We start from the raw sequence: 8,286 nt of genomic DNA, 5'->3' as shown, positions 1-8,286 counted from the left end.
GCCCAGCGCTTTCGCGAGCAGGCTCGCTCCTACAGGTTTTGTGGATTACTCCAATCCTGTGGCAACCGCTGAACATTGTGGGAGCTGGCTTGCCAGCGATTGGGTTGTGTCAGGTGAAGCTGTTCTGGATGGCTCACCGCATTCGCGAGCAAGCCCGCTCCCACAGGTTTTGTGGATTACTCCAATACTGTGGCAACCGCTGAACATTGTGGGAGCTGGCTTGCCAGCGATTGGGCTGTGTCAGGCGAAGTTGTTCTGGATGGCCCACCGCTTTCGCGAGCAGGCTCGCTCCTACAGGTTTTGTGGATTACTCCAATCCTGTGGCAACCGCTGGACCTTGTGGGAGCTGGCCTGCCGGCGATGGCGTCGTGTCAGGTGAAGCTGTTCTGGATGACCCACCGCTTTCGCGAGCAGGCTCGCTCCCACAGGTGTTGTGGATCACTCCAATCCTGTGGCAACCACTGGACCTTGTGGGAGCTGGCTTGCCAGCGATTGGGTTGTGTCAGGCGAAGCTGTTCTGGATGGCCCACCGCTTTCGCGAGCTGGCTCGCTCCCACATTTGGCCTGTGTATTCCCCAGGCCTGGGCCGGTACACAAAACCTGTGGGAGCGGGCTTGCTCGCGAATGAACGATTGCGCGGTATCAGGCCGAAGTCTGCTTGGCCTTCAGGTGCCGTGCATACCACGGCCGCTTGGGTACCTTGCGGAACAGCTCCGAGAGTTTTTTCTCGTCATCGCTGAAGGTGATGCGCAGCGCCAGCTTCATGGTTTCCGGGTCCATTTCCACTGACTTGCCGGCCTGCAACCCCGGCACGGTGCTGCAGCCGTGGGTGATCGGGCCGAGCCACGGGTCATTGACCTCGACCCAGCGCCCCGGGGCGAACCACGGCACGTCATTGACCTGCATCCGCGTGACCTCCCCCGGATGAAACCGCTCATGGGCGCGAAACCAGTCTTCCAGGCGATCGTCAATCCAGCCATGAAACGCCCAGAACACCGGGCTGACATGGGAGGAAAACGGGTCACCGAGAAAGTCGTTTTCCGCCGCGTACCAGCGTGCGGAAAAATCCGCCGGATCGCGGGCGAACGGCACCGGATGGCCGTTGGAAGGATCACGCGGCACCGAGGCCCAGCGCATGTGCAGCCAGTCATGCAGCCCCAGTTCAACCTCCGAACCGAACTGGCCCAACGTCAGCTTTGCCAGATAGCGCGGGTCGCGGTAACGCGATTCCCAGACCAGAAAGTTGCTGTGGTAGGTCTCGGCGGTCTTGATGTCGCTGACCCATTGCGAGTATTCGTCATCCTCTTCAGCCAGCCAGGTCGGCGGCAGCGAGGTGCCGTCGTGGTTGTCGAAGTAGTCGGCAAAACCCTGGCGATCACGGATCAGCTCCGGCTGCGGCAACGGGAAATGCTGCCAGGACGGCAGGTCCTGCATCGACCGCGCCGTGCCCAGCATGTGCCGGTGCATGAAGAAGAAGTCGATCCCCGAACCGTTGCGATCCTTGCGCGGCCCACGGGCGTCGCGCTCCTTGTCGCGAGGGCCGGGCTGCCAGCCGATGCCGCGCAGGGCGCCGCGTTTTTCCTCGGACAGGGTGTGCCACTTGTCTCGCGAGGCGTGCCAGAGCTGGTGAAACAGACGGTGCTCGGGAGAAATCAGCCACGCCAGCAGAGTCGGGTTCAGGCCAATGCGTTCGCGCGCCTCGGGGAACACCCGTTTGACCGCGACAAAACGGTTGTCCTGGGCCGGCAACATCAGCGGCCGATCCAGATTCAGCACCCGCCCGCTGAGACTGCCGCTGCCGGCATTGCCGAAGCCGGCCCAGACCTCGTCGAGGGCCATGCTGAATTCATAATCGGGGGCGCCATCGGCCGCTGTACTGCTGACCAGCCGCCAGCTCAGTTGCGCGGCGCTGACATCGGCCAGATCGGCGAGCACCCGATAGCGTGGCGGCTGAGGCGAGCGCAGGCGTTCGGCGGTGTCGAGAAAACCGATCACCCCGCGCCCCTTGTGCGCGATGTCGAGGAACACTTCCAAGCCCTCTTTCGGCAGGCCGGCAAGGCCCGCATCACGCCCCTCGAAACGGATCTGCCAGACCCCCCGCAAGGTATCGGCCAGGCGTTGACCGGCCACGTCCGCCACGTCGAACGACGCTTCGCCGGGGGTGATCGTCGGGTCCGGCTTCGTCCATTCACGATGCCCAAAATACCCTGCCGGCACAGCGGCGCCGGTCACTGCCAGACCCGCCATGAACCATCGTCGAGAAATCTTCATTGCCCTACCTGTGTCAGCCATGAAGCAGGCTTTATCCAAGCTAGAACGATTATTACCCCGGCAAATTTATGCGCGCCGGAAAAGATCGCTGCCTGCGCCAGCGCCTACAGAGCGCCGGGGTGCCCGCGATCTTTTTGCCGAGGCCTAAATTCCATGGCTGCCCAGTCGTTCCACCCAGATAGCGAAGGCCCTTGTGCCTGCACCTCGACGGCGAACCTGACTGAGATGGCAATGACAAAACCACGTTCGAAAAAGGCTCTTTACCTCGGCCTGCCGCTGGCCCTGGCGATCAGCGCCGCTGCTGGCTTCGCGGTCTGGGAGCACTGGTTCAAGGACAACCCCGGCTACCCGCCCAAAGTCATGAAACAGGCGGATGAGTTGCAGGACCGGATCCTGTCCTTCGACAGCCACATCACCGTGCCGCTGGATTTCGGCACGGCCGGCAACGAAGCCGACAAGGACGGCAGCGGTCAGTTCGACCTGGTCAAGACCGCCCGGGGCCGGCTCTCCGGTGCCGCCCTGACGATCTTCGGCTGGCCGGAAATCTGGAACGGCGCGAACGCCCCGCACCGCCCAACCGCCGGCTTCGTCGAAGAGGCACGCTTCGAACAGGAAACCCGCTACAAGATCATCACCACGCTGGTGCGCGACTTCCCCAATCAGGTGGCCATCGCCTACACCCCGGACGACTTCCGGCGCCTGCACGGTGAAGGCAAATTCGCGATCTTCATGAGCATGCTCAACGCCTATCCGCTGGGCAATGACCTCAACGCCCTCGACAAGTGGGCCGCACGCGGCATGCGCATGTTCGGCTTCAGTTACGTGGGCAACAACGCCTGGGCCGATTCGTCGCGGCCGCTGCCGTTTTTCAATGACACCCGCGACGCCCTCGGCGGCCTGTCCGAGATCGGCAAGCAGGCGGTGCACCGGCTCAATGACCTGGGCGTGATCATCGACGTGTCGCAGATGTCGACCAAGGCCCTGGAACAAGTCGCGCAATTGAGCCGCGCACCGATCGTGGCCTCGCACTCGGCGCCACGGGCGCTGGTGGATATCCCGCGCAACATCAGCGATCAGGAAATGCAGCTGATCAAGAACAGCGGCGGCGTGGTGCAGATTGTCGGCTTCCCGACCTACCTGCGCCCGCTGAGCCAGCACACCCAGGACAAGCTCAATGCCCTGCGTGCGAAGTTCGACCTGCAACCGCTGCAAGGCCTGGAAATGGCGCTGATGCCCGGCGATCCGATCATCACCGTGTGGCCCGAGCAGCGCTTTGGCGAATACGCCAGTCAGCTCTACGGGATTGTTGACGAAGAACCGAAAGCCACCCTCAAGGATCTGGGCGACGCCATCGACTACGCGGTGAAGAAGATCGGTATCGACCACGTCGGCATCAGCTCCGACTTCAACGACGGCGGCGGCATCGACGGCTGGAAGGACGTCAGTGAGGCACGCAACGTGACCGCCGAACTGATCTCCCGCGGCTACAGCGAAGCCGACATCGCCAAGTTGTGGGGTGGGAATTTCCTGCGGGTCTGGGAGCAGGTCCAGCAATCGTCGAAACCCGTGGCCACTCACTGACGCCCTTTTGAACAAGCGAACCGACTTCATGACCAACCGCCGTTCTTTCCTCAAGCAGGCCGGGATTCTGGCCGCCGGCCTGCCCTTGGGCGCTGCCGTGAACCTGCCGGCGCGGGCCGCCAGCCCGCAACCGCTGAGCGGGGACAAATGGGCGCAGTTGCGCCAGTTGTTTGATCAGGATCCGGATTACCTGCACTTCGCCAACTTCCTGGTGACCTCGCACCCACGGCCGGTGCGCGAAGCCATCGAGCGCCACCGCGCGACGCTGGATCGCAACCCCGGCCGGGCGATGGACTGGGACCTGGGCGAAACCGAAAAGCGTGAGCAGTTCGTGCGCGAATGGGCCGGACGCTACCTCAAGGCCAAACCCGAGCAGATCGCCCTGACCGGCAGCACCACCGAAGGCCTGGCGCTGATCTACGGCGGCATTCACGTGCGGCCGGGGCAGGAAATCCTCACCACCGAACACGAGCACTATTCGACCAACTACACCCTCGCCTACCGCCAGCAGCGCGACGGGGTCAAAGTGCGCAAACTCAAGCTGTTCGAAAGCAGCGCCAAGATCTCGGTCGACGAGGTGCTCAGTGGCATCGACCGCGGCATCCGCCCCGAGACCCGTGTGCTGGGCATGACCTGGGTGCAGTCGGGCAGCGGCGTGAAACTGCCGATCGGCGAGATCGGCAAACTGGTCGAGCAACACAACCGCCAGCGTGACGACAAGGACCGCATCCTGTACGTGGTCGACGGCGTGCACGGCTTCGGCGTCGAAGACCTCGACTTCCCGGAAATGCACTGCGATTTCTTCATTGCCGGCACCCATAAATGGATGTTCGGTCCGCGCGGCACCGGGATCATTTGCGCACGCTCCAGCGAACTCAAGGACGTCACGCCGATCATCCCGACCTTCTCTGAAGCCACCACGTTCTCGACCACCATGACCCCCGGCGGCTACCACAGTTTCGAGCATCGCTGGGCGCTGGACGAGGCATTCAAGCTGCACTTGGAACTGGGCAAGAACGAGGTGCAATCGCGCATCCACAGCCTCAACACCTATGCAAAAAACCGCCTGCTGGAACATCGCTCGATCGAGCTGGTAACCCCCCGCAGCGCGGCGCTGTCATCGGGTTTCACCTTCTTCCGGATCAAGGGCCGCAACTGCGATCAGGTCGCCGCGCAACTGATGGCCGACCGCGTGGTGTGCGATGCCGTGGAGCGTGATGCCGGTCCGGTGATCCGCATCGCCCCGGGCCTGCTCAACAGCGAGAACGACATTGAGCGATTCATGGCGGTGCTCGACAAGCACCTGTGAATCGCCCCGCTTTCCTTTAATCGAGATGACTCATGAAACGTGATCTGTTGTCCCCCGTCAGCGCCGCCGGCGCACTCAAGGCGCTGGCCCTCTCGGCCCTGCTGGGCTGCCTGCTGCCGAGTGCCGCACTGGCCGCGACACCGCCCGCACCGGGCAAAGTGTTCAAGGACTGCAAGGACTGCCCGGAAATGGTCGTGCTGCCCGCCGGCACCTTCACCATGGGCACCCCGGACGATGAAGTCGGCCGCGAACCCGATGAAGGTCCGATGCATGACGTGACGTTCGCCAAACCATTCGCCATGAGCCGCTTCCAGGTCACCGCCGGTGAGTGGGACAGCTACGTGCGCGAAAGCGGTGTGACCATTGCCAATGGCGATACCCGCCCCGGTCGCGAATGTGTCGCCAGCAAGCCGCGCTACAAGCAGGAACCACGGCAACCGGCGGTGTGCATGAACTATTTCGACGTGAAAAACTACGTCGCCTGGCTGTCGAAAAAGACCGGGCAGAAATACCACATGGTCAGCGAGGCGCAGCGCGAATACGCCGCGCGTGGCGGCAGCAAAGGTCCGTTCCCCTTCCCGTTCGATGAAGGCAAGGATTACAGCATCGCCAAACACGCCAACACCTATGGCCCGGCGGACGGATACAGCTTCACCTCGCCTGTGGGCAGCTACCCGGCCAACGCCTTCGGCATGTACGACATGCACGGCAACGTCTACGAATGGGTCGAAGACTGCGAACACCCGGACTATGTCGGCGCGCCCACCGACGGCAGTGCCTGGCTGGAAGCCAACTGCGAAGCGGTGCGCATTCGCGGCAACGACTGGGGCGAAGCACCGGTGTTCTCGCGCTCCGGCAACCGCAACAGCCAGTACCCGAATGAACGTGGCGACTGGATGGGCTTTCGCGTAGTGCGCGAACTCTGAGCCTGTCCTCCGATCACCGTTTCCCCCCTCTGTGGGAGCGGGCTTGCTCGCGAAAGCGGTCTGTCAGCCACCAGCAAATCGACTGACACAACGCCTTCGCGAGCAAGCCCGCTCCCACAGGGGTCGGAGGGGGAATCGGGATATCCTGTTCACCCGATCCATTGTGGGAGCGTGGCTTGCCCGCGATAGCGGTGTGTCAGGCAGCACTTATGTTGAATGTGCCGACGCCTTCGCGGGCAAGCCCGCTCCCACAGGGTCCGGCGGCATTCACTCAAATCGGGCACACCACAAAGTCACTGTGGGAGCTTGCCTGCAAGCGATAGCGGTGGGTCAGCCAACATGGATTTTGAATGGACTTGCGCCTTCGCGAGCGGGCTCGCTCCTACAGGTTTTTTGCCATAGCGCCGCCAGTCGGCACCCGGCTAAATTAAGCCGGCCACCAGACGTTCTACTGGGTATCTGCTTTTATACCCAAGGAACTGTCTTCCATGACCCAGCCTACCCGTGGCGCCATCGGCGAATTGTTCGCCCTGTTGAAACCGTTTCGGCTCATCGTCGCCGCGTCCATTTTCCTCGGCATGGTCGGCGGTCTGAGCGTCACGGTATTGCTGGCGACCATCAATAACGCCCTGCATTCGCAAAGCGGCCTGACCCAAGGCGTGGTCGCGCTGTTCGCCGGCCTGTGCCTGCTGGCCCTGGCCAGTTCGATCTGCTCCGACATCGGCACCAACTACGTCGGCCAGCACATCATCGCCAGACTGCGTAAACAGCTGGGCGAAAAAGTCCTCTCGGCGCCGATCGAACAGATCGAGCGCTACCGCAGCCATCGGCTGATTCCGGTGCTGACCCACGACGTCGACACCATCAGCGACTTCGCCTTCGCCTTCGCGCCGCTGGCGATTTCGGTCACCGTGACCCTCGGCTGCATGGGATACCTGGCACTGCTGTCGTGGCCGATGTTCCTGATCATGGTCGCGGCGATCCTGATCGGCACCGCAATCCAGGCCTATGCCCAGAGCAAGGGTGTGCAAGGTTTCATGGCCGCGCGTGACGCCGAAGACCAACTGCAAAAGCACTACAACGCGATTGCCGAAGGCGCCAAGGAGCTGCGCATTCACCGCCCGCGCCGTCAGCGCATGTTCGTCTCCGGGATCAAGGCCACCGCCGAATTCATCTGCAACACCCAGGTGCGTTCGATCAACACTTTCGTGATCGCCAAGACGTTCGGTTCGATGCTGTTCTTCGTGGTCATCGGCCTCGCCCTGGCCCTGCAGACGTTCTGGCCGAGCGCCGACAAAACGGTGATGAGCGGTTTCGTCCTGGTGCTGCTGTACATGAAAGGCCCGCTGGAACATCTGATCAGCACCCTGCCGATTGTCAGCCGCGCGCAGATCGCCTTCCGCCGCATCGCAGAACTGTCCGAGCAATTCTCCACCCCTGAAGCGCACCTGTTGCTCAGCGATCAGGGCCACGCCGACAAGACGGTGCACAGCCTGGAACTGGCCGACGTGCGCTATGCCTTCCCGGCCGTCGACGGCGCGGCGCCGTTTCAGCTGGGGCCGGTCAACCTGAGGATCAAGCAGGGCGACATCACGTTCATCGTCGGCGAAAACGGCTGCGGTAAAACCACCCTGATCAAATTGCTGCTGGGCCTGTACACCCCGCAGCAGGGCGAGATTCGCGTCAACGGCCTGGGCATCGGTGCGCACAATCGCGATGACTACCGCCAGTTGTTCACCACGGTCTTTGCCGACTACTACCTGTTCGACGACGTAGTCCAGGGCGACATGCAGATCCCGGCAGATGCCGACAAGTACCTGCAACGCCTGGAGATCGCGCACAAGGTCAGCGTCAAGGACGGCAACTTCACCACCACCGACCTGTCCACCGGCCAGCGCAAGCGCCTGGCCCTGATCAATGCCTGGCTGGAAGAACGCCCGGTCTTGGTGTTCGACGAGTGGGCGGCCGATCAGGACCCGACCTTCCGCCGCATCTTCTATACCGAGCTGCTGCCGGACCTCAAGCGTCTGGGCAAAACCATCATCGTGATCTCCCACGACGACCGCTATTTCGATGTCGCCGATCAACTGGTGCGCATGGAGCGTGGCCGTGTGGTCAGCGAGCTGGCTCCGGCCTGACCCGTCTGTAATACGCCTTGCGGATTGATCCGCGAGGCCCGATCCCGGCTTCAAGTGCACA

At 62.6% G+C, this 8,286-nt stretch carries 5 protein-coding genes; 4 read left to right on the top strand and 1 reads right to left on the bottom strand.

Annotated features, from left to right (window positions below):
* Positions 1-642 precede the first annotated feature (642 nt).
* Entirely contained in the window at positions 643-2,271 is a 1,629-nt protein-coding gene (locus tag ACIOUG_RS06395) for a PvdJ/PvdD/PvdP-like protein (protein ID WP_401063505.1), read from the bottom strand.
* Between the two features lie 231 nt (positions 2,272-2,502).
* On the opposite strand from ACIOUG_RS06395, the gene pvdM reads away from it, so the two are divergent.
* From pvdM to ACIOUG_RS06375, 4 genes are all read left to right on the top strand, one after another.
* Positions 2,503-3,852 (top strand): pyoverdine-tailoring dipeptidase-like protein PvdM, encoded by a 1,350-nt coding sequence (gene pvdM / locus ACIOUG_RS06390; protein WP_401063504.1) that lies wholly within the window; start codon positions 2,503-2,505, stop codon positions 3,850-3,852.
* Between the two features lie 28 nt (positions 3,853-3,880).
* Positions 3,881-5,161, top strand: a complete 1,281-nt coding sequence (locus ACIOUG_RS06385) for an aminotransferase class V-fold PLP-dependent enzyme (RefSeq protein ID WP_401063502.1) — start codon at positions 3,881-3,883, stop codon at positions 5,159-5,161.
* A 32-nt stretch (positions 5,162-5,193) separates the two neighbouring features.
* Positions 5,194-6,087 carry a formylglycine-generating enzyme family protein gene (locus ACIOUG_RS06380; protein WP_401063499.1) on the top strand — a complete coding sequence of 298 codons (894 nt, stop codon included), beginning with the start codon at positions 5,194-5,196 and terminating at the stop codon, positions 6,085-6,087.
* Positions 6,088-6,575: 488 nt separating this feature from the next.
* Positions 6,576-8,225 (top strand): cyclic peptide export ABC transporter, encoded by a 1,650-nt coding sequence (locus ACIOUG_RS06375; protein WP_401063497.1) that lies wholly within the window; start codon positions 6,576-6,578, stop codon positions 8,223-8,225.
* Positions 8,226-8,286 lie beyond the last annotated feature (61 nt).

This window comes from Pseudomonas sp. NPDC087803, assembly GCF_044742995.1.
Taxonomy (GTDB): domain Bacteria; phylum Pseudomonadota; class Gammaproteobacteria; order Pseudomonadales; family Pseudomonadaceae; genus Aquipseudomonas.
Note: the sequence above shows the minus strand (reverse complement) of the source record. Positions and strands in the feature narration are given on the sequence as shown.